We start from the raw sequence: 18,364 nt of genomic DNA, 5'->3' as shown, positions 1-18,364 counted from the left end.
CATATGATACAATTAGAAAGTATTACGAAAAACTTCGGCTCTTTACAGGTGTTGAAGGGAATAAGTTTTACGATTGAAAAAGGAGAAGTTGTAAGTATAGTGGGACCCAGTGGAGCAGGAAAGACTACTTTACTGCAAATAATGGGCACATTGGATAGACCGGATAGCGGACAGGTCTGGTTGAACGGAACAGACGTCAGCCGGATGAAGGAGAAGGAACTTTCAGCTTTTCGAAACCGGGAGATTGGTTTTGTCTTTCAGTTTCACCAGTTATTGCCCGAGTTTACAGCATTGGAAAATGTAATGATACCTGCCTTGATTCAAGGTGTTTCTTCAAGTACAGCTCGTAAATCGGCTATGGAAATGCTGGATTTCTTAGGATTGTCTTCTCGTGTATCGCACAAACCGGCAGAACTGTCGGGAGGAGAGAAGCAGCGTGTGGCTGTAGCCCGTGCTTTAGTTAATCATCCTTCGGTTATTCTGGCCGATGAGCCTTCGGGAAGTCTGGATACACAAAACAAAGAGGAACTGCACCGTCTGTTTTTCGATTTACGTGATAAACTGGGCCAGACTTTTGTCATTGTAACCCATGACGAAGACTTGGCTTCGAAAACAGACCGTACTATTCATCTGATAGATGGCCGGGTTGTTTCACTTTAAGGAAATAAAAAAACTCCTGTCAATGACGGCAGGAGTTTTTTTATGTAGGAATAATAAGTTTGGGGAATTACGCGTTAACACGTTTTTCCTGAATTCTGGCTTTCTTACCAGTAAGAGCACGCAAGTAGTACAATTTAGCACGGCGTACTTTACCAACCTTATTAACTGTAATGCTGTCGATAGCCGGAGATTCCAAAGGGAAGATACGTTCTACACCTACAGTTCCTGACATTTTACGTACAGTGAAACGTTTCTTTTCACCGTGACCTGAGATTTTGATAACAACACCGCGATACAACTGAACGCGTTCCTTGCTACCTTCAACGATACGGTATGCTACTGTGATTGTGTCACCAGCTTTGAATGAAGGATGTTGTTTACCAGTAGCAAATGCTTCTTCTGCAATTTTAATTAAATCCATTGTTTTTTAAAATTAAATTGTTTATCGTTACAACGCAACATATCAAGTAACTCTTCTTTGACAGCGATTGCGCGAAAGCGGTGCAAAGTAAATGATTTTTCGGCATATAGCCAAACGTTTATGGGATATTTTGGAAATAAAACGTTGTAGGGCTTACTTTTTTTCGTTACTTTTGAAAATAAAATGAATATTGTATGAAACTGAATTGTATGAAGCAAGTGGCAATGTCTGCTTTGCTGGCCTGTGTAATAGGAAATACTGCATGTACTTCCAGTTATTCGTTGGTATCGGTAGAAGGAGGAAGAGTTGCCATGACTGACACGTATGACAGACAGGCAGATCAAGCAGCTCTGCAGATTGTCAAGTCTTATAAAGATAGTGTAGATGCGGTGATGGCTCCTATTATAGGTTATGCTCCCGAAGTGTTGAAAGCGTATCGTCCGGAGTCTCCTCTGTCGAACTTGATTGCAGATGTGCTGCGTGAAAGTGCAGAGATAAAGACAGGAGTGCTTCCTGAAGTCGGTGTGATGAATATGGGAGGTATTCGTAATATTCTGAATGCAGGAGCTATTACAGTCAGTTCCATCTATGAAATAAGTCCGTTTCAGAATGCCTTGGTGGTAGTAGAAATGAAAGGAGAAGATTTGTTGGAGTTGTTTGGGCAGATGGCAGCCGTGCATGGCGAAGGACTGAGTGGAGCAAAATTGGTTATCTCGAAAGATGGAAAGCTCTTGAGTGCTAAAGTCGGAGGGCGGAACATCGAGTCTGAAAAACTATATAAAGTGGCTACTATTGATTATCTTGCTGAAGGAAACGATCGCTTGGAAGCATTTAAAAAAGCTGTAAACAAGACCATACCTTCCGATGCCATTTTGCGTGATTTGTTTATTGATTATGTAAAGCGTTGTGAGAAACAGGGAAAGCCTGTACGTGCAAAGATTGAAGGACGTATTGTGGAACAATAGTAAAGGAGGGTATAAGGATGAAAAAAATTTATTTGACTGCATTGTTTTTCCTGTTTGCTGTTGTTGCAACAGCACAAAAGACCAAAGAAGTGTATGTGTTTCATACCAATGATATGCATAGCAGGGTAGAAGCCTTTCCGCAAGATTATCAGGATACATTGTTGGCTGGAAAGGGCGGATTGGTACGTCGGGCTACTTTTATAAAGGAGCAGCGAAGAATGCATCCCGATTTACTGTTGTTCGATTCCGGCGATTTTTCCCAAGGTACTCCCTATTATAATCTCTTTAAGGGAGAGGTGGAAGTGAAACTGATGAACGAGATGGGTTATGATGCCGGTACAATAGGCAATCATGAGTTTGATTTCGGATTGGAGAACATGGCTCGTTTGTTCAAATTGGCTAATTTCCCTATTGTTTGTGCCAATTATGATGTGACGGGTACCGTACTCGAAGGATTGGTAAAGGAATATGTGATTCTCAATCGGGAGGGATTGAAGATTGGAGTCTTCGGTCTTGGTCCTCAACTGGAAGGATTGGTTGCTGCCGAATGCTATGGTGATGTGAAGTTCGAAGACCCTGTTTCGGAGGCTCAGCGTGTGGCTGCCTTTTTGAAAGAAAAAGAACATTGCGATTTGGTTATCTGCCTTTCTCATCTGGGATGGAAAGATGATCCTTATTCGGATATCTCTCTGATAGAAAACACTCGTTATATTGATTTGGTATTGGGAGGACATTCTCATTCTTATTTTGAAAAACCGGAGTTTTATGAAAATTTGGATGGAGAGCGAATCCCCTTGCAGCAAATGGGCAAGAATGCAGCCTTTGTAGGTAAAGTAGTGTTGAAACTTGAGAAAGAAAAATAAATGAACAGACGATTTATATGTAGTATATGGCTTTTGTGTATAGGTATGGCTTTGTCTGCACAGACAACAGGCATATTGAGCCATATAAAAGATACGGTTGCTTGTAACAAATGGGTAGAGGAACAGCTTGCCGGGATGACTCTGAAGCAGAAAATCGGGCAACTGTTTATCCATACGGTAGCTCCGGTTACTACGCAGAAGAACAAGGAGAATATAGCGCAGGCTGTGAAAGAGTATGCTGTGGGAGGACTTCTGTTTTCCGGTGGCACACTCGATAAACAGGTGCAGCTTACAAATTGGGCACAGCAAATGGCTAAAGTCCCCTTGATGATTACTTTCGATGGGGAATGGGGGCTGGCCATGCGATTGAAAGAGTTTCCTGCTTTCCCGAGAAACCGGGTACTTGGATGTATACAGAGTGATACCTTGCTGTATCGTTATGGGCGGGAAGTAGCCCGTCAGTTGCGCGAGATTGGAGTCTGTGTGAATTTTGCTCCGGTAGCCGATGTGGATAACAATCCGAAGAATCCGGTTATCAATACCCGTTCGTTTGGAAGTAATCCCCGCGAAGTCGCACGGAAGGTGATTGCTTATTCACGAGGTTTGGAAGATGGAGGAGTAATGGCTGTATGTAAGCATTTCCCAGGTCATGGAGATACTGAAGTCGATTCGCATCATGCACTTCCAGTGTTGAATTTCGACCGTGCCCGTTTGGACAGTGTGGAACTTTTGCCTTTCAGGCAGGCGATAAATGCCGGTATTAGTGGAATGATGGCCGGGCATTTGAATGTGCCGGCATTGGGGAAAAAGCCCGCATCGGTTTCACCGGATATTGTGCGGGGAGTGTTGCAGGGCGAACTGAAATTCTCCGGTTTGACATTTACCGATGCACTGGCTATGAAAGGTATTTCCGGAAGTACGGATCTCTGTGCACAAGCTTTGATTGCCGGCAATGATATGTTGCTTGCTACCCGTAATCTGAAGAGGGAATTGGACGGTGTACTGGCTGCTATCCGAAGCGGGAAATTATCCGAAGAAACAATCAATCAGAAATGTCGCAAGGTGTTGACTTATAAATATGCCTTGGGTATGAACACTCGTCCGGAAATTCGTACCGAAGGGTTAAAACAACGTATTTATACTGATAATACGGAAAAGTTGATGAAGGATTTGGATAAGGCAGCGGTTACCTTGCTGAAAGATTCAGATTATGTGCTGCCCTTAGACTTGTCGTTATCCGGAACGGTTTTGTTGAGTGTATCTTCTTCGCTGACAAAATCTGCTCCTTTTTATCAACGGTTGCGCGAAACGGTAGACCTTAGCTGGATGCGGGCCAATACGGATTCCTTGTCGGTTATTCGTCAGAAACTTCGTGCTGCGCAGCGGGTAATTGTGGCCTTATATGAGAAAGATTGTACCCCTTATGCTCGCTTGATAAAGGAAATTGCCGGAGAAAAAGATGTGGTTTTTATTTGTTTTACCTCTCAGAAGTCATTGGAGAAAATTCCGTCGGTAATGGAAAAGGTTACGGCTGTAGTATTGGCTCATACGGATACTCCATCTGTACAGCGATATGTAGCAGATGCAATAACAGGAAAGACTTGTATCGACGGACGCTTGTCGGTGGGCGTGTCAGGGCTTTGGACAGCAGGTACCGGAATAGTCCTTGATCCGGATCGTCCGCGTCGCTTTAAACCTGAAGATTTTGGATTGGATTCTCGCGTCTTGTCGTCTATTGATAGTATTGCACAAGAAGGAATCCGTGCGGGGGCTTTTCCGGGTTGTCATGTATTGATACAGAAAGAGGGATATCCTGTTTATAATAAATGTTTCGGACATTTTACTTATGACGAAGCTTCAAGTCCGGTCACAGAAAATGATTTGTACGATCTGGCCTCATTGAGTAAGGCTACGGGGACTTTGCTTGCCGTGATGAAGTTATATGATGAAGGACGATTAGGGTTGACCGATAAAATCAGCCGTTATGTACCTCAGCTTGCAGGTACCGACAAGCAGAATATTACTGTACAGGAGTTGTTGTATCATGAATCCGGACTACCTTCTTATTTACCTTTTTATATGGAGGTAATTGATAAGGAAAGCTGCAAGGGAGGGCTTTATTCGAAAAGGAAGGATGAGTCTCACCAGATACAGATTGCTCCCAGCTTGTATATCTCTACCGATTATAAGTATAAGCCGGAATGGATTTCCAGAACGTATTCTGCAGACTATCCTTTGCAGATTGCCGACAGCTTGTTTATCAAAAAGGAGTTTCGGGATTTGGTTCTGAAAGAGTTGGCTGATGCTCCTCTCAAAAATCGTTCATACCGTTACAGTTGCTTGAATTTTATGCTGCTGAAAGAAATGGTTGAAAATATATCGGGAATGCCGATGGACAGCTATTTGGATAGTGTATTTTATAAACCCATGGGGTTGACACACACGCTTTATAATCCTCTGAATCGTTTTAAAAAGGAGAAGATTGTTCCCTCTGTGGCAGAAGATTTCTTGCGTGGCGGTGTATTGCAAGGGTATGTACACGATGAGGCTACAGCCTTGTTGGGAGGGGTTTCCGGCAATGCCGGTCTCTTTTCTACGGCACGTGAGGTTGCTGCCATTTTTCAGATGATAATGGATCGGGGAATTTACGGCGACCGTCGGTATTTAAGCCGTAATACTTGCGATTTGTTTATGACGATGAAGTCGAAGAATAGCCGGAGAGGCTTGGGTTTCGACAAACCGGATATGAAGGATACAGAAGCCAGTCCTTGTGCGGCAGAAGCTCCCGCAACTGTGTTTGGTCATACCGGGTTTACCGGTACGTGTGCATGGGCCGATCCGGATAATAATCTGGTTTTTGTTTTTCTTAGCAATCGTATTTATCCGGAAGCTTTTGGACGGAATCTTTTGATGAAGCTGAATATTCGTCCTCGTATGCAACAGGCAATGTATCAGTCTTTAAAGAAATGAGTTTATTTAGAATAAGTATAAATATAGTAGTTTTTGCTATGTGGAGGTTACAACATAAGCTAAATTGTTTACCTTTGCAATAACGAATTAGTACTACTATAATAACTTAACTTTTACTACAATGGCTTACGTAATTAGTGACGATTGTATCGCTTGCGGTACTTGTATCGATGAATGTCCGGTTGGCGCAATTTCTGAAGGTGATAAATACTCTATCAACCCAGAAATGTGTACAGAATGTGGAACATGTGCAGATGTATGTCCTTCTGAAGCTATCAGCTTGGGATAATCGATAATCGTCTTATGACAAACTAATATAGGCTGTTCTCGTTAAGAGAGCAGCCTATTTTTATTTATATTCCTGTTTGCAGCCTTTGAAGAATGCTCGATTTTACTGATTTGTCTTGAAATCTCAGGTTGACAAATCGATGTGATTTTTCTTGTTTTGGTAATAAAAATAAAAGAAAAAGCCTTTTGCACTAACTTGTATTTTGCTCAAAACTTATGCTCACGAATGGAATTTGGGAGTATAAATAGAGGAAATATGCGGAATATTCTGTTATACAGCATAAATTAGAGACTTATAATCGAAGATAAAAGTACTTGTATTATGGGCTGATGATACAAGTATCGACAGGTTGTGCGACTAATCGCGTTGCCTTACGCGACTAATCACGTTTGCAGATGTGAATAGAATCCGGTTTTAATGTTGTTTTTGTGGCTATTCAGTCCTTTTTATGAGAAAAATATTCTCCGTTTGGAAAAAGATAAAAAGACTCAGAATAATATTTATTGGAGGCATATTGTAAAAGACTAGAACTGTTTGTAGGAAAATGGGATGAAAATGTCTGCATTCTCTTTCTTTGTGAATTTTCCAAATGCCGGAAAACGGGCAAATTTCTTATGACTTCTGAAGGAGGAGACGAATAGCGCCGTGTAGAAGCCTCTGATTTGACATTTTGTTATTTTCTTTTTCTCCGTTGGGGGAGTTGTTTCTTTTTTACATTTTGTCAGTTGGGGCGGGTTTTATCAGTCGTTGGAAATTCTATCCATGCCCTATATTGTGGTGGACTGAAATCCGGCAGAGCATGGATAGAATGGGACACAGATTACTTGTTTTTGGATAAGAACTTACGGCTAAGCCATTTTCTGACAGGTTCGTCGTAACACTTCAAGCACAGATAGGCCAGCAGGATGCTTCCTGTGTATACAAGGGCAGCCATTTGCCAGCATTCTGTAAATGTATAAAGCTTGTTTTTTATCAGCCATGCATAGAACAGGTACATAAGCGGATAGTGAATGGCATACAGAGGGAACGAGATGTCGCCTAAAAAACGGCAGATGCGTGTAGACTGTTTGTCTGTAGTTTTACCGGAGGCGGCTATCCAAACCAATGCAGGAAAGACAAGAGCGATACAGATCAACTCGTATACTCCGTTCAAGCAGACCGGTGATTTTCCTTCTATATAGGGAACGCAAAACAGTATCAGCAATACGGCCGAGCAAATCCAAAAAGCTCCTCTTATTTTTATGGGGCGGAAGTGTCGGGATAATAGCATACCCAGTGAAAACGGAAAGAGCATACGCAGCATGCCTCCCCAGAAATTGGCACCATCGAGTGTCCATCCTACTCCCAGCATGCCGTATCCTACAATGTCGAAGAGTGCAAACCAGGCCAGTCCGATACCTGAAAGGGCGACCAGTATAGCCAGTCCCCTGTTGGAAAGACGATGGATGAATAAGGCATACAGGATATTTCCAATGTATTCAAAAAACAGAGACCAGCTGGGACCGTTCAGAGAGAACATTTCTCCATTTCCCCGTACGTCGTAGCCCGCTCCCGGATAGGCCGGAATAAAGAACATGGCGGCCAGCAGGGCAAGCATAACGGCTGAGGTAGCAACGTGGCTTCCATCCCACTGTACAGAACCTTGAATGCAAAAGGTGATAGCTCCAATGATTGTTCCCATAATAATCATGGGGTGAAGGCGAATCAGGCGGCGTGTAAAGAAGTTGCCTAATGTCATGTTTCTTTTCCAGCGGTCATCGTAGGCATAGCCGATGACAAATCCCGAAAGAATGAAGAAAAAGTCGACTGCCAGATAGCCGTGATTGATGGTGGTAATCAATGTACCTCCGGCAGCAAAGGAAAGACCTTCGAAAATATGGTAAAATACGACTAGTAATGCTGCTACTCCTCGTAGTCCGTCGAGAAGCTCGTAGTGTGGCTTTGTATCGGTAAAAGCTGCTGAAGAAATGTGTGACATGATATTTGAATTATTTTGTAGTTATGTTTTTAGTGGGGCAAAAGTAGGTAACTTTATAGAAATAATATTTGTCCTAAAACAAAAACGACCGGACGGACTGAGAAGAAAGACCGATTATTGGGGTTGATAAGGGTAGGATTGAACATTTTGTTTTATGGATATGGATGGTATTTTTGTGATGGGAGGCAAGGGTATGTGTGTGTTACTGTATTGAGGGCTGAATTTTTTTTGATTTTGTGAATAAGGGTTAGTTACTGAAAATAAGAATGTTATATTTGCTTGCGAAAGAAAGATGAAATTTTTTATGAAAAAAAGTGCAAGAAATGTTTGCAAGTTTAAAATAAAGCTGTACCTTTGCAACCGCAATCGAGAACGATACAACGGGCGTTTAGCTCAGCTGGTTCAGAGCATCTGCCTTACAAGCAGAGGGTCGGCGGTTCGAATCCGTCAACGCCCACTCCGATATGAAATCGATTCTCGAAAGCCTTTTTGGGCGTTTAGCTCAGCTGGTTCAGAGCATCTGCCTTACAAGCAGAGGGTCGGCGGTTCGAATCCGTCAACGCCCACCAAAAAGAACTTATTGATCGAATTTCCCTTTCGGGCGTTTAGCTCAGCTGGTTCAGAGCATCTGCCTTACAAGCAGAGGGTCGGCGGTTCGAATCCGTCAACGCCCACTTCCAATAAGCCTCGCAAATGCGAGGCTTTTCTTTTTTTATCTGTTTGGTTCGGAACATTTTTTATGCTGGCGTTGTTTTCTTGAAAGAAACATATTACCAGATATACTTTTATGAAGACGTTGGTGTTGGCCGATAATCAGGATGTGACTTGCATTGGAATAGAAACTGTATGGCAACTGCACGGATTTGGTGCAGGGAAGGGACTGCGTGTTTTTAGTGAGAAAGAGCTGTCGGAAGCTTTGTTGGAAAACAGGGATGCGGTGGTAGTGCTCGACTATACTTTGTTTGATTGTACGGCTGAACAGTTGTTTGTATTAAAGGAACGTTTTTCTGGTATTCATTTTATTCTTTTCAGTGATTCTCTTAGTGAAGATTTTGTGCGCCGCATGGTGTGTGGCAGGGAGGGATTCAGTGTGTTACTGAAAGATTCTTCTTTGGAGGAAATAAAGGCATGTTTTGCGGCGGCTTTGGAAGGCAGATTGTTTGTCTGTGAGAAAGTGTCTTCCTGGTTGTATGCAAAAGAAAAGGTAAAGGAAGAAGTCTTACCTTTGACATCGACCGAGAAAGAGATTCTTCGGGCAATGGCTTTAGGGAAATCGACAAAGGAAATTGCTTCAGAGCGTTTTCTTAGCGTGTATACGGTGATGACGCATCGTAAGAATATCTTTCGTAAGCTTTGTGTGAACAATGCGCACGAAGCGATTCGTTATGCGCTTCGTGCGGGACTTGTAGATATAGTGGAGTATTATATCTGATCGAGGGCCTGTGTCAGATCGGCTATCAGATCGTCTATGTGTTCGGTTCCTATTGACAGACGTACAGTTCCGGGGAGGATGTGTTGTTCTTTTAACTCCTGCTCGTTGAGTTGCGAGTGTGTAGTGCTGGCCGGGTGTATGGCCAACGATTTCATGTCGGCTACATTGGCAAGAAGGGAGAATATCTGCAGGCTGTCGATGAATTTTTGTGCTTCTGTGCTTCCTCCTTTTATGTCGATGGTAAAAATCGATCCGCCTCCTTTGGGAAAATACTGTTGGTATAATCCGTGATTAGGATGGTCGGGGAGAGACGGATGGTGTACGGCTTCTATCTTTGGATGCTGGTTTAGGTATTCTACTATCTTCAATGCATTTTCTACGTGCCGTTCTACACGAAGTGAAAGTGTTTCCAGTCCTTGTAGCAATAGAAATGCATTGAATGGGCTGATGGCAGCTCCTGTATCGCGAAGCAGAATGGCGCGTATGCGGGTTACGAATGCGGCAGCTCCGGCTACTTCAGTAAACTTAAGTCCGTGATAACAAGGGTCTGCTTCGGTAAGTTGCGGGAATTTGCCGGATGCTTTCCAGTCGAACTTTCCTGAGTCGACAATAACGCCTCCTAGACTTGTACCATGTCCTCCGATGAATTTGGTAGCCGAATGTACTACGATGTCTGCTCCGTATTCAATGGGGCGAATCAGATAAGGAGTTCCAAACGTATTATCGATGATGAGGGGAATGTGGTGGCGGTGTGCAATGTCTGCTACCTTTTCGATGTCGATGAGGTTTGAATTGGGATTGCCTAAGGTTTCGATAAAGATAAGCTTGGTGTTTGTCTGGATAGCTTCTTCAAAATTCTCGATACGTTCTGGGTCTACGAAGGTGGTATGTATCCCTGATGCGGGAAGAGTGTGCGCCAGAAGATTGTATGTACCTCCATAGATGGTCTTTGCGGCTACAATATGATCGCCTGTCTGGGTGATGTTCTGGAATGCATAGGCGATGGCGGCTGCTCCAGAGGCTACAGCCAGTGCGGCAACTCCTCCTTCTAGGGCGGCTATGCGTTTTTCGAGCACATCCTGAGTGGGGTTGGTTAGTCTTCCATATATATTGCCGGGGCGTTGCAGGGCAAAGCGTGCTGCTGCATCGGCGGAATTATGGAATACGTATGAGGTTGTTTGGTAGATGGGTACGGCGCGAGCATCAGTGGTAGGGTCTGCCTGTTCCTGGCCGGCATGAAGCTGGAGGGTTTCGAAGTGTAGTTTGTTTAAATCCATAAGTTGTATTTGTTTTTTGGGTTATTAAAGTGGGTATTCTTTGAATGCATATAATACGGTTGACAAATATCGTTCTCCTGTGTCGGGAAGCAGTACGACAATATTTTTATTCTTGTTTTCGGGGCGGGAGGCAACTTGTATGGCGGCGTATGCGGCAGCTCCGGATGAAATTCCTACTAATAGTCCTTCTTTCAGAGATAACTCTCTTCCGGTGCGGATAGCGTCATTATCTTTTACACGTATAATTTCGTCGACGACTTCAGAATGGTAAGTGTCGGGGATAAAGCCTGCTCCGATGCCTTGTATTTTATGTGGCCCTGGTTTGTCTCCGGACAATACGGCTGATGAGTCAGGTTCTACTCCGATGATTTTTATGTGAGGATTGTGCTGCTTGAGTCCAAGTCCGGTTCCGCTTAAGGTACCTCCGGTTCCCACTCCTGCGATAAAGATATCAATCTTTCCGTCTGTGTCCTGCCATATTTCTTGCGCTGTAGTAGCTGCGTGTGCCTGAGGATTGGCAGGATTTTCAAATTGTTGTAGGATGATAGAGTTGGGGGTGTGCTGATGAAGCTTGTTGGCTTTTTCTATTGCTCCGTTCATTCCTTTTTCTCCTGCGGTTAGTACAAGCTCAGCCCCCATGGCTTTGAGCAGATTCTGGCGTTCGATACTCATTGTTTCCGGCATGGTGAGAATAGTCTTGTATCCTTTTACTGTGGCTACCCATGCTAATCCCACTCCGGTGTTTCCGCTTGTAGGTTCAATGATGGTTGCGCCAGGTTTGAGTAGTCCTTTTTGTTCGGCGTCTTCTATCATGGCCAGTGCAATCCGGTCTTTTACGCTACCTCCCGGGTTGAAAAATTCCAGTTTGGCTATAAGATTGCCTTCTACCTGGTGATGTTGTTTGATTCGGTCCAGTGGTAATAATGGAGTATGTCCGATTAATTCGGTCAGTTGCTTTTTTATCCGTGCCATATCTGTATGTTTTTATATTGAAAACAAAAGTAGTGGAAAGTGAATTGGGATGCAATACCCTAAATAGGGTATATGATGGGTACGGATAAAATAAAAAAAAGAGGAGCGATAGGCTTCTCTTTGAAATTAGTTGCGGAGGCCTGACTCGAACAGACGACCTTTGGGTTATGAGCCCAACGAGCTACCAACTGCTCCACTCCGCGATGTTTAATAAAGTAATGCTTAGTTGCGGAGGCCTGACTCGAACAGACGACCTTTGGGTTATGAGCCCAACGAGCTACCAACTGCTCCACTCCGCGATGTTATGATTTTCCGTTTTCAATGGATAGCGGAGAGACAGGGATTCGAACCCCGGGTACCTCGCGGTACAACGGTTTTCAAGACCGCCGCAATCGACCACTCTGCCACCTCTCCAAAATCCTTGTGAAGGATGCCTTATTTCTCAAAAGCGATGCAAAGGTAGGGATTATTTTTGAATATGCAAAACTTTGGCCACTTTTTTTTGAAGAAAAGAGTATTATGGGATTTTTTATATGAAAATATGTACCTTTGTTATTGACAAAAACAATACAAAACAATATATGAATATGAATAAGTCGATTATTACAGTTGTAGGTAAGGATACGGTGGGTATCATTGCAAAGGTATGTACGTACTTGGCAGAAAATGAGGTGAATATTTTGGATATTTCGCAAACAATCGTGCAGGAATATTTTAACATGATGATGATAGTAGATGTAACTCGCATGCAGAAACCTTTTGAGCAGGTTGTAGCAGAGCTGGCCGAATTGGGAAATGAGATAGGAGTGCAGATTAAGTGTCAGCGTGAAGAAATCTTTAATAAAATGCATCGTATTTAATTTTATAACTTTTCTTGTATGATTAATATTTCAGAGGTTATTGAAACCAATAAGATGATTGAACAGGAAAATCTGGATGTACGTACTATTACAATGGGGATTAACCTGTTGGATTGTGCGGATAGCAATCTGGATGTTCTTTGTCAGAATATATACAATAAAATTTTCCGCTATGCAGAAAAGTTGGTGAGTACAGGAGAAGAGATATCAAAGGAGTTTGGTATTCCTATTGTAAATAAACGTATCTCAATTACTCCCATCGCATTGGTGGGAGGCTCTGCATGTAAAACTCCTGATGATTATGTAAAGATTGCACAGACATTGGATCGCGTGGCGGAAGAGTTGGGTGTGAATTTCATTGGAGGGTACTCGGCGATTGTTTCGAAAGGGATGACTCGTAGTGATGAACTTTTGATTCGTTCTATTCCGAAGGCTTTGGCTTGCACGGAACGTATTTGCTGTTCTGTTAATGTCGGTTCTACCAAGACAGGTATCAATATGGATGCTGTTAAACTGATGGGTGAAATTATTAAAGACACGGCAGAAGCTACAAAGGAACGCGATTCTTTGGGATGTGCCAAACTGGTAGTGTTGTGCAATGCCCCGGATGATAATCCGTTTATGGCAGGTGCATTCCATGGGGTATCGGAAGCTGATGCTATCATTAATGTGGGAGTCAGTGGTCCGGGTGTTGTGAAGTATGCATTGGAACAGATTCGCGGACAAAGTTTTGAAGTGCTTTGTGAAACAATCAAGCGTACTGCATTTAAAATTACTCGTGTAGGGCAATTGGTTGCACAGGAAGCATCTCGCCGTTTAGGTGTTCCTTTCGGTATTATAGATCTTTCATTGGCACCAACACCAGCTGTAGGTGATAGTGTAGCTGAAATTTTGCAGGAAATTGGTTTGGAATATCCGGGAGCTCCCGGTACGACTGCCGCACTGGCATTGTTGAACGATCAGGTGAAAAAAGGAGGGGTAATGGCTTCTTCTTATGTAGGAGGATTAAGTGGTGCATTTATTCCGGTCAGTGAGGATAAGGGAATGATTGATGCGGTAGAAGCCGGAGCACTGACTATAGAAAAACTGGAAGCGATGACTTGTGTCTGCTCTGTGGGACTGGATATGATTGCGATACCGGGAAGTACATCGGCTGCTACTATTTCGGGTATTATTGCCGATGAAGCTGCTATTGGTATGATTAATCAGAAAACAACAGCCGTACGTGTTATTCCAGTCGTAGGAAAAGAAGTCGGTGAAACCGTAGAGTTTGGTGGATTACTTGGATATGCACCGGTTATGCCAGTCAATTCGTTTAGTTGTGAAGCTTTTGTGGGACGAGGAGGACGTATACCGGCTCCTATTCATAGCTTTAAAAACTGATAAAACATAAAAATTCCCGTTGTTTCTTAGTGAAAATTGTGTTTTTCTTAGTGAAACAACGGGATGTTTTTTTGTGAACAATCTTTTTCTCTCGAAATACTTCAATTGTTATCCTGATAGAATTGAAGATTTCTAAAAACTAAACCTACTTTAATTAACCTTTCTCTATAACCTTAATAATATCTAATGCAACTCTTGTTTGATGATTTTAGGCTTGTTTTGTAAAGTAAACAATATTGTCTCCTGATTTGTTCATAGCTATCTAAAATTTTTCTGGAATTGCGTATCTTTGTACCGGTCAATCTTATAACAGGTAGACTTGGTTTATAAGTAAAATAGGAGTATGATGAAATAAAACCATTGCAACCCTGTCGGCTTATAAGCTCGAAAACAGAATATCTACAGAATATTTATGGTGAATTATTTGGATGAACTGAATGAAAGTCAGCGCGCTGCCGTACTTTATAACGAAGGACCTTCTTTGGTAATTGCAGGTGCAGGGTCGGGAAAGACACGTGTCTTGACTTATAAAATAGCGTATTTGCTGGATAGTGGTTATGATGCCCGTTCTATATTGGCTCTTACATTTACCAATAAGGCTGCCCGTGAAATGAAAGAGCGTATTTCTCGCCAGGTAGGTGTAGAAAGGGCACGTTACTTGTGGATGGGTACATTTCATTCTGTCTTTTCACGTATATTACGTACGGAGGCAGAAAGCATAGGCTTTACATCTAATTTTACTATTTATGATTCTTCCGATTCTAAAAGTCTGATAAAGTCAATCATTAAGGAAATGCATCTGGATGATAAAGTCTATAAACCCGGAACAGTGCAGGCGCGTATCAGTAACGCGAAAAATCATCTGATTTTACCCGATGCTTATGCAGCTAATGCCGAATTATACGAAAGTGATGCGGCTGCGAAGATACCTGCTGTCCGTGATATTTATCGGTTTTATTGGGAAAGATGCCGTCAGAGTGATGTAATGGACTTTGATGATTTGCTGTTGTATACCTATTTGTTGTTTAAACAGTATCCGGATATTTGCAGACGTTATGCCGAACATTTTCAGTATGTATTGGTTGATGAGTATCAGGATACAAACTTTGCACAGCATAGTATTGTGCAGCAGTTGACTGGCATTCACCGCAAGGTTTGCGTGGTGGGAGATGATGCGCAGAGTATTTATTCTTTCCGTGGAGCAAATATAGACAATATCCTGAAATTTACTCAGCTGTATAATGATGCCCGCTTGTTCAAATTGGAGCAAAACTATCGCTCTACCCAAACCATTGTAAAAGCGGCCAACAGTCTGATTGAGAAAAATAGAGAACAGATACGGAAAGAAGTGTTCTCGAAAAATGAGGCAGGAGAACCGATTACTGTCTTCAGTGCTTATAGTGATGTGGAAGAAGGGGAGATTGTTGCCGGGAAAATTGCTCAACTTCACACTCGTGAGGGATATGGGTATGATGATTTTGCTGTATTGTATCGTACCAATGCGCAGAGCCGTATTTTTGAAGAGGCATTGCGCAAGCATGCTTTACCTTACCGTGTATATGGCGGATTGTCTTTTTATCAGCGTAAGGAGATAAAAGATGTAATTGCTTATTTTCGTCTGGCGGTTAATCCGCATGATGAAGAAGCCTTAAAACGTGTCATTAATTATCCGGCACGTGGTATCGGGGATACTACTTTGGGAAAAATTATCAATGCTGCCAATATACATAAGGTAAGCCTGTGGACGGTGTTGTGCGAGCCGTTATCATATAATGTCAATTTGAATAAAGGTACACATGCCAAGTTGCAGGGATTCCGTGATTTGATAGCAGGATTTGTAGAAGCTGCAACTTCCAAAACTGCCTACGAACTGGGAGGTGAAATCGTGCGTCAGTCGGGTATTATCAGTGAGATTTATCAGGACCGTTCACCGGAGAATTTAAGCCGTCAGGAAAATATAGAAGAATTGGTGAATGGTATGCACGATTTTTGTGCTACCCGTCAGGAAGAAGGAAACGAGCATATTTTGTTGCAGGACTATCTTTCTGAAATTGCCTTGCTTACCGATCAGGACAACGATAAAGATGAATATGTCCCTCAAGTTACATTGATGACGATTCATTCAGCCAAAGGATTGGAGTTTAAGAATGTATTTGTGGTAGGTCTGGAGGAAAACTTATTTCCGAGTCCGATGTCCGGTTCGTCATATAAAGCACTGGAAGAAGAGCGTCGTTTGTTTTATGTAGCCATTACCCGGGCCGAAGAACATTGCTTTCTGTCGTATGCCAAAAGCCGTTTTAAGTATGGTAAAATGGAGTTTAGTAACCCAAGTCGTTTCCTGAGTGATATAGATTCCCGTTATCTGAATTTACCACAAGGAGAGGCTATCGCCCGTAAGGTAGACGAAGGAGCTACTCGTTTCCGGCAAAGTAATCTGTTTTCTGCATCTCGTGAGGAAAGGGAAGAGCGGTATATCGACCGCCATACACCTTCCATGTTCGATGGAGGTGAAATTCCTCAGGAACCTCATCGCTTTGTAAAACCTGCACCTCCCCGTACATTAAGAAAAATACCGACTGCAGGCACTTCGGTATCCTCTTCCGCTTCTACGCATGGTGTATCGGTAGGACAGACCATAGAACACGAACGTTTTGGGTTGGGAGAAGTAATCCGTGTGGAAGGTACAGGTGATAACTGTAAGGCTACAGTACGTTTCCGCAATGTTGGAGAAAAGCAACTTCTGTTGAAGTTTGCACGTTTTAAAGTTGTCAATCAATAAAATAAATATACATGGAAATAGAAAAAATAATTAAATCGGCAGATATTCCTTGTTATGTGATGGAGGAGGATTTGCTAAGAAAAAATCTGACTCTGATAAAGAGTGTTGCAGAACGTGCAGGAGTCGAAATTATTTTAGCCTTTAAGGCATTTGCGGTGTGGAAATCTTTTCCTATTTTCAGAGAATACATTCATTACACAACAGCAAGTTCTGTGTATGAAGCCCGCTTGGCTTACGAGGAGTTTGGAAGTAAGGCACACACTTACTCGCCAGCCTATACTGACAGAAATATTTCTGAATTTTTGAAATATAGCAGTCATCTTACTTTTAATTCTCTCTCTCAGTTTGAACGTTTTTCTTCGCAAGCACGGAAAGAGGGTGTTTCGTGCGGAATACGTATTAATCCTGAATACTCAGAGGTAGAAGTGGAATTGTATAATCCTTGTGCTCCTGGTACTCGTTTTGGAGTTACTTCCGATTTATTGCCGGAGGTATTGCCCGAAGGTATTGAAGGCTTTCATTGTCATTGTCATTGCGAATCAAGTTCTTACGAATTGGAACGGACCTTACAGCATATAGAAGAAAAATTTAGCCGTTGGTTTCCTCAGTTGAAATGGTTGAATTTAGGAGGAGGACATCTGATGACACGCAAAGACTACGATGTAGAGCATTTGATTGGGCTTTTAAAAGGTTTGAAAGAGCGTTATCCTCATTTGCAGATTATTCTGGAACCTGGTTCTGCTTTTACATGGCAGACAGGTACATTGGTAGCATCGGTTGTAGATGTAGTAATGAGCCGTGGTATACGGACTGCTATTTTGGATGTAAGTTTCACTTGTCATATGCCCGACTGCCTGGAAATGCCTTACCAACCTCGGGTACGTGGAGCAGAAAGTCTTCCTGCCGATGCAGTGAAAACAGCATCAGCTGAGGATCATGTGTACCGTTTGGGAGGAAATAGCTGCCTGAGTGGAGATTATATGGGCAGCTGGAAGTTTGATCATGAGTTGCAGATTGGAGAAAGAATTGTTTTTGAAGATATGATTCATTACACCATGGTGAAAACCAATATGTTCAACGGAATTCATCATCCGTCTATTGCTTTGCTTCATACAGACGGTGAACTGGAAGTGTATAAGACCTTCCGATATGAGGATTATCGTGACAGAATGTGCTAATTGATTATATAGTCTGATTCAGTTGTACGGTTCATCTCGAAGTACTTTGTAGACTTCGGTATGAACCGTTTTTTTTTCTGTATAAAGGTTTTGTTTGTTTTATTCCATAAAAAAGTTTGCTGCTTTGAGATTGCAGAAAGTGAGATTTTAGTGGGATAAGTACAAGAAAAATCTACTTTTCTGAAAAAAAATGAAGCTAATTTTTGCAGATAAGGAAAAAAGCACTACTTTTGCACTCGCAATCGAAAATCACTTCCGATTGTGTAATTAAAATAATTGCGGAAATAGCTCAGTTGGTAGAGCATAACCTTGCCAAGGTTAGGGTCGCGAGTTCGAG

Annotated in this window: 14 protein-coding genes and 6 tRNA genes; 13 read left to right on the top strand and 7 right to left on the bottom strand. The window is 42.5% G+C overall.

Annotation, left to right across the window (positions count from 1 at the left end; genetic code table 11):
• The first annotated feature begins 3 nt into the window (after positions 1–3).
• On the top strand, positions 4–660 hold the full coding sequence (locus O6P32_RS09720) for an ABC transporter ATP-binding protein (protein WP_178265932.1): 657 nt from the start codon (positions 4–6) through the stop codon (positions 658–660).
• 67 nt (positions 661–727) lie between these two features.
• Here O6P32_RS09720 and rplS read toward each other — a convergent pair whose 3' ends face one another.
• Positions 728–1,081, bottom strand: coding sequence for a 50S ribosomal protein L19 (gene rplS, locus O6P32_RS09715; protein WP_178265931.1), 354 nt, complete (start codon positions 1,079–1,081; stop codon positions 728–730).
• 194 nt (positions 1,082–1,275) lie between these two features.
• On the opposite strand from rplS, the gene O6P32_RS09710 reads away from it, so the two are divergent.
• The 4 genes from O6P32_RS09710 to O6P32_RS09695 all read left to right on the top strand — a co-directional run bounded on the left by O6P32_RS09710 (position 1,276) and on the right by O6P32_RS09695 (position 6,168).
• A complete protein-coding gene (locus O6P32_RS09710) occupies positions 1,276–2,046 on the top strand; it encodes a 5'-nucleotidase C-terminal domain-containing protein (RefSeq protein WP_269878279.1) in 771 nt (256 codons plus the stop codon).
• Between the two features lie 17 nt (positions 2,047–2,063).
• Positions 2,064–2,909 (top strand): bifunctional metallophosphatase/5'-nucleotidase, encoded by an 846-nt coding sequence (locus O6P32_RS09705; protein WP_269878277.1) that lies wholly within the window; start codon positions 2,064–2,066, stop codon positions 2,907–2,909.
• The gene (locus tag O6P32_RS09700) at positions 2,910–5,879 is read left to right on the top strand and encodes a glycoside hydrolase family 3 N-terminal domain-containing protein (RefSeq protein WP_269878276.1); all 2,970 of its coding nucleotides are present in this window, start codon (positions 2,910–2,912) and stop codon (positions 5,877–5,879) included. It abuts the gene before it with no gap.
• Between the two features lie 121 nt (positions 5,880–6,000).
• Positions 6,001–6,168 (top strand): 4Fe-4S binding protein, encoded by a 168-nt coding sequence (locus O6P32_RS09695; RefSeq protein ID WP_178265928.1) that lies wholly within the window; start codon positions 6,001–6,003, stop codon positions 6,166–6,168.
• Between the two features lie 820 nt (positions 6,169–6,988).
• On the opposite strand, the gene O6P32_RS09690 is transcribed toward O6P32_RS09695, so the two are convergent.
• Positions 6,989–8,146 (bottom strand): acyltransferase family protein, encoded by a 1,158-nt coding sequence (locus tag O6P32_RS09690; RefSeq protein WP_269878274.1) that lies wholly within the window; start codon positions 8,144–8,146, stop codon positions 6,989–6,991.
• Between the two features lie 382 nt (positions 8,147–8,528).
• On the opposite strand from O6P32_RS09690, the gene O6P32_RS09685 reads away from it, so the two are divergent.
• The 4 genes from O6P32_RS09685 (at position 8,529) to O6P32_RS09670 (ending at position 9,578) form a co-directional block, all read left to right on the top strand.
• Positions 8,529–8,603 (top strand) — tRNA-Val (locus O6P32_RS09685).
• A gap of 34 nt (positions 8,604–8,637) precedes the next feature.
• A tRNA-Val gene (locus O6P32_RS09680) sits at positions 8,638–8,715 on the top strand.
• Between the two features lie 30 nt (positions 8,716–8,745).
• Positions 8,746–8,820: transfer RNA gene (locus O6P32_RS09675), tRNA-Val, on the top strand.
• 113 nt (positions 8,821–8,933) lie between these two features.
• Positions 8,934–9,578, top strand: coding sequence for a helix-turn-helix transcriptional regulator (locus O6P32_RS09670; RefSeq protein WP_178265926.1), 645 nt, complete (start codon positions 8,934–8,936; stop codon positions 9,576–9,578).
• Here the strand turns inward: O6P32_RS09670 and O6P32_RS09665 are convergent.
• The 5 genes from O6P32_RS09665 to O6P32_RS09645 form a co-directional block, all read right to left on the bottom strand.
• Positions 9,569–10,855 (bottom strand): O-acetylhomoserine aminocarboxypropyltransferase/cysteine synthase family protein, encoded by a 1,287-nt coding sequence (locus O6P32_RS09665; RefSeq protein WP_269878272.1) that lies wholly within the window; start codon positions 10,853–10,855, stop codon positions 9,569–9,571. The genes O6P32_RS09670 and O6P32_RS09665 overlap by 10 nt on opposite strands.
• Positions 10,856–10,879: 24 nt before the next feature.
• Positions 10,880–11,827, bottom strand: a complete 948-nt coding sequence (gene cysK / locus O6P32_RS09660; RefSeq protein ID WP_269878270.1) for a cysteine synthase A — start codon at positions 11,825–11,827, stop codon at positions 10,880–10,882.
• 130 nt (positions 11,828–11,957) lie between these two features.
• Positions 11,958–12,030, bottom strand: a tRNA-Met gene (locus O6P32_RS09655).
• Positions 12,031–12,053: 23 nt separating this feature from the next.
• Positions 12,054–12,126 (bottom strand) — tRNA-Met (locus O6P32_RS09650).
• 30 nt (positions 12,127–12,156) lie between these two features.
• A tRNA-Ser gene (locus tag O6P32_RS09645) sits at positions 12,157–12,241 on the bottom strand.
• A 173-nt stretch (positions 12,242–12,414) separates the two neighbouring features.
• Here O6P32_RS09645 and O6P32_RS09640 point away from each other — a divergent pair.
• From O6P32_RS09640 to nspC, 4 genes are all read left to right on the top strand, one after another.
• The gene (locus O6P32_RS09640) at positions 12,415–12,687 is read left to right on the top strand and encodes an ACT domain-containing protein (protein WP_178266681.1); all 273 of its coding nucleotides are present in this window, start codon (positions 12,415–12,417) and stop codon (positions 12,685–12,687) included.
• An 18-nt stretch (positions 12,688–12,705) separates the two neighbouring features.
• A complete protein-coding gene (locus O6P32_RS09635; protein WP_269878269.1) occupies positions 12,706–14,070 on the top strand; it encodes a PFL family protein in 1,365 nt (454 codons plus the stop codon).
• Between the two features lie 412 nt (positions 14,071–14,482).
• On the top strand, positions 14,483–16,849 hold the full coding sequence (locus O6P32_RS09630) for an ATP-dependent helicase (RefSeq protein ID WP_269878268.1): 2,367 nt from the start codon (positions 14,483–14,485) through the stop codon (positions 16,847–16,849).
• A gap of 11 nt (positions 16,850–16,860) precedes the next feature.
• A complete protein-coding gene (gene nspC / locus O6P32_RS09625; RefSeq protein ID WP_269878266.1) occupies positions 16,861–18,027 on the top strand; it encodes a carboxynorspermidine decarboxylase in 1,167 nt (388 codons plus the stop codon).
• The last annotated feature ends 337 nt before the right edge of the window (positions 18,028–18,364 follow it).

The sequence above is a fragment of the Phocaeicola acetigenes genome (genome assembly GCF_027529745.1).
Lineage (GTDB): Bacteria > Bacteroidota > Bacteroidia > Bacteroidales > Bacteroidaceae > Phocaeicola > Phocaeicola acetigenes.
The sequence above is the reverse complement of the archived record's forward strand: the minus strand, read 5'-3'. Positions and strand labels throughout refer to the sequence as shown.

Coding starts and splice junctions, on each gene's coding strand:
- O6P32_RS09720 (WP_178265932.1), top strand. CDS start 4: ATGATACAATTAGAAAGTATTACGAAAAACTTCGGCTCTTTACAGGTG.
- rplS (WP_178265931.1), bottom strand. CDS start 1,081: ATGGATTTAATTAAAATTGCAGAAGAAGCATTTGCTACTGGTAAACAA.
- O6P32_RS09710 (WP_269878279.1), top strand. CDS start 1,276: ATGAAACTGAATTGTATGAAGCAAGTGGCAATGTCTGCTTTGCTGGCC.
- O6P32_RS09705 (WP_269878277.1), top strand. CDS start 2,064: ATGAAAAAAATTTATTTGACTGCATTGTTTTTCCTGTTTGCTGTTGTT.
- O6P32_RS09700 (WP_269878276.1), top strand. CDS start 2,910: ATGAACAGACGATTTATATGTAGTATATGGCTTTTGTGTATAGGTATG.
- O6P32_RS09695 (WP_178265928.1), top strand. CDS start 6,001: ATGGCTTACGTAATTAGTGACGATTGTATCGCTTGCGGTACTTGTATC.
- O6P32_RS09690 (WP_269878274.1), bottom strand. CDS start 8,146: ATGTCACACATTTCTTCAGCAGCTTTTACCGATACAAAGCCACACTAC.
- O6P32_RS09670 (WP_178265926.1), top strand. CDS start 8,934: ATGAAGACGTTGGTGTTGGCCGATAATCAGGATGTGACTTGCATTGGA.
- O6P32_RS09665 (WP_269878272.1), bottom strand. CDS start 10,855: ATGGATTTAAACAAACTACACTTCGAAACCCTCCAGCTTCATGCCGGC.
- cysK (WP_269878270.1), bottom strand. CDS start 11,827: ATGGCACGGATAAAAAAGCAACTGACCGAATTAATCGGACATACTCCA.
- O6P32_RS09640 (WP_178266681.1), top strand. CDS start 12,415: ATGAATAAGTCGATTATTACAGTTGTAGGTAAGGATACGGTGGGTATC.
- O6P32_RS09635 (WP_269878269.1), top strand. CDS start 12,706: ATGATTAATATTTCAGAGGTTATTGAAACCAATAAGATGATTGAACAG.
- O6P32_RS09630 (WP_269878268.1), top strand. CDS start 14,483: ATGGTGAATTATTTGGATGAACTGAATGAAAGTCAGCGCGCTGCCGTA.
- nspC (WP_269878266.1), top strand. CDS start 16,861: ATGGAAATAGAAAAAATAATTAAATCGGCAGATATTCCTTGTTATGTG.